Here is a 3,037-nt window from a genome sequence, read left to right as displayed (position 1 = left end):
TGGTCTGAAGTCAGGACATCACAACGACCTGAATCAAACCCTTTGGCCGTACCGTCGGAGGTATCAAAGACAACAGGCTGGTACTTCATGCCATTGCTGCGAAAATAATCTGCAAGGTTCAACTCAGTGGTCGTACCGGACTGAATACAGATCGCAGCACCGTCCAGTTCTTTGGCACTGGTGACACCCAGCTCTTTTTTCACCAAAAAGCCCTGACCATCGTAATAGCTGACACCGGCAAAGTTCAGACCCAATGAAGCGTCACGGGTGAGTGTCCAGGTGGTGTTACGGGAAAGCATGTCGATTTCACCTGACTGCAGAGCGGTAAAACGCTCCTTGGCCGTCAGGGGTATGTATTTAACCTTGGAAGCATCGCCCAAAACCGCCGCTGCCACGCCACGGCAGACATCCACATCGATGCCAGACCATTGCCCCTTCTCATCAGGCGTTGCAAACCCCGGCAGTCCGGTATTGACACCACAACTCAGGTAACCTTTGCTTAACACGGTTCCCAGAGTGTCGCTATCGGTCTCCGCCTGGGCACTGGCCGCTGCCAGCATAAGAACAGGTGCCACCCATTTTGTGAGTTTTCTTATCATAATCGATCCCGTTTGTTATTTTTTTTTACTACTTTTCAGTAGGCATCTGATACCCGCGAACCTTACCGCTATTGAACAGGACTGGCAACCCCAGCCACTAATAAAGCTCTCAGGAACTGAAATCGTTCCACACAGCCCCCTTTATGTTAAACTCGGGCCACTTTTTTACATGAACTTCTCGTGAAAGACAGGCTGTGTCAGACCTCTGCCCTCTTCATGTCACTACTTTTCATGTCAATACTGAGCGACCCATGACCGAACAACTGAGCGAATACTACAAAGCCATCCTTGAATCTCTGGGGGAGGATATTCACCGGGATGGCCTGAAAGACACCCCCAGACGTGCCGCCAAGGCCATGCAGTTCCTGACTCGCGGTTATGAGCAAAGCCTTGAGGATATTGTCAATAACGCGGTGTTCGAATCCGACATCAGTGAAATGGTGGTCGTCAGGGACATTGAGCTTTACTCCATGTGCGAACACCACATGCTGCCATTTATTGGCAAGTGCCACATTGGTTACATACCTGATGGCAAAGTGCTAGGCCTCTCCAAGTTCGCCCGCATTGTGGATATGTTCGCCCGTCGTCTTCAGATTCAGGAAAACATGACCAGACAGATTGCCGACGCTATTGTTGAGGCTACCAGTGCGAAAGGGGTCGGCGTTGTCATTGAAGCACAGCACATGTGCATGATGATGCGCGGTGTCGAAAAGCAGAACTCTTCCATGACATCCTCTGTCATGCTGGGTCTGATGCGTGAAAATCAGCCTTCCCGTGAAGAATTCCTGCAGTTTATCCGCAACAAATAAACCGTTGTCGTATAAAGGAGCTTTGACAACAGACAGTTAAACTTCTTCAATGACGGGGCATGAAGAATATCGTCCTGTATGATTCCGGTTTTTTCCGGCAAAAGGGACACCCCGTCTGCTCCCGTACAAATCGCTCAGCACAATTCTTGCACATACCGGCGTGTCCACAACTTTCTAATACCGTCATTTCTTGCGGTGGCTCGAAACAAACCGGACACTCTATGATTCCTCCCGGTGCGCCTCCAACTGCACCCGCTTCCTCCGTTGCAGTTTGGCTTGCTAATTCCTCTCGTAGTTGGGTTATCAGTTCACTTTGTTGTTGAATGACTGTTGCCGGATCCTGATGATCAGAATACGGCTCCCCATCAGAAGCCTCAAACTCAAACTCAACCTCAACTTCATCCCCACTGTCTGAACCATAATCGGTTAGATAGTCCGAGCTTTCTGACGATGATATCTCTGATATTGCAGGTTCGGGGTCAATACCCAAAATACCGTGTGTAAACTCTTGCATGCCTCTCAAGTCGAGCATAAGCGGAGGTACGGGGCATGAGCGCCCGTTGGGGCAAAAGCGGGCTATATTGCTGTAAATGATGCCCAGAAGCTCGTATGGCAAGTAATTTATCAACAATTTTTTCAGTGTATCTGGCCACCACTTAATTCCTGAGTTCATATGCTCGAAAGCTGCTGATGCCATTGTATTTAAACCAATCAGAAGTGCTGTTTCTGCATCCAGTCCGGCTGTAGTGAATAAATAGGCAACGCTGTGCGGAGTATCATATTCGTGGATATTTCTGGGAAGCAACACTCCGGAGAATGCCCGAGCGTAACTTTTTCTGGTATAGCCGTTATGCAGCACGCTAAAGTAGGCATATAAGTCACTCTGGGAAAGAAAGTGGGGACCAAGAAAAGCAAGAAACATAAGGACTAAACCATTATTAACACCAACAGAATTGGACTGATTTTCTGCCGAATCTGAATAAAAATAATGGCAATAAGGATTATTTCTGCCATCTATGTTCTCAGACAAAAACAATTGTTCAAAGAGGCTTTTTGCCATTGCATTGATTAACTCTTTGTTTTCCGGGCTTTGTCCATTGAGCATGCTGATATTTATATCGAAAATACTATGCATTAGTCTCAGCATTGTTTGAATTCGACCTCTTCGATATAGAGGATTACCCAGATTCACATAATTAAAATAAAAGTTGATCAGATGTGTAAAGTCTTGCTCAGCCACCTCGTAATTTTCACAGGTTTCCAGCCGCTCATCTCCAGACAGATCGTCAGAGGTTAAATTAAGCCTGAAAAAGCCAATACGGATATTTTCAAGTGGACTCATGACGGGTTGTCCTGTTCGCCTTTGTTTTTTTGAAGGCGGTTTCCAGTTTGTCTTTTGATACTGGCGAAATCCTTCAAGATCATAGGTATCATTTGCCAGCCCCTGCTGATAAACAAACAAACACACTGAAAACAAAAGCGTCTTTAAGGCACATGGAATGGTCATACTTTCACCGACATTCATTAAAACATCTGTACTACTATTAATGAGCTTTATGTAAGCGTCCTTAGCACCTATTTGTATAGGCCATAGGGACCAATAGAAAAAGCTGATTCGGATGTTTCCAT

The 3,037-nt window shown here is 46.4% G+C and carries 3 protein-coding genes; 1 reads left to right on the top strand and 2 read right to left on the bottom strand.

What is annotated here, in order from left to right; translation table 11 throughout:
* The coding region (locus KDK19_RS20695; RefSeq protein ID WP_257292846.1) for an amino acid ABC transporter substrate-binding protein at positions 1–599 on the bottom strand (599 nt) is incomplete at its 3' end.
* A 251-nt stretch (positions 600–850) separates the two neighbouring features.
* On the opposite strand from KDK19_RS20695, the gene folE reads away from it, so the two are divergent.
* Positions 851–1,408, top strand: coding sequence for a GTP cyclohydrolase I FolE (gene folE / locus KDK19_RS20690; protein ID WP_257252351.1), 558 nt, complete (start codon positions 851–853; stop codon positions 1,406–1,408).
* 46 nt (positions 1,409–1,454) lie between these two features.
* On the opposite strand, the gene KDK19_RS20685 is transcribed toward folE, so the two are convergent.
* A partial coding sequence (locus KDK19_RS20685; RefSeq protein ID WP_257292845.1) for an RING finger protein occupies positions 1,455–3,037 on the bottom strand: 1,583 nt, incomplete at its 5' end.

It is taken from the genome of Endozoicomonas sp. ONNA1 (assembly GCF_024606325.1).
GTDB lineage: Bacteria > Pseudomonadota > Gammaproteobacteria > Pseudomonadales > Endozoicomonadaceae > Endozoicomonas_A.
The sequence above is the reverse complement of the archived record's forward strand: the minus strand, read 5'-3'. Positions and strand labels throughout refer to the sequence as shown.

Bases quoted from the DNA above. Each gene is read 5' to 3' on its own strand.
- folE (WP_257252351.1), top strand. From the start codon at position 851: ATGACCGAACAACTGAGCGAATACTACAAAGCCATCCTTGAATCTCTG.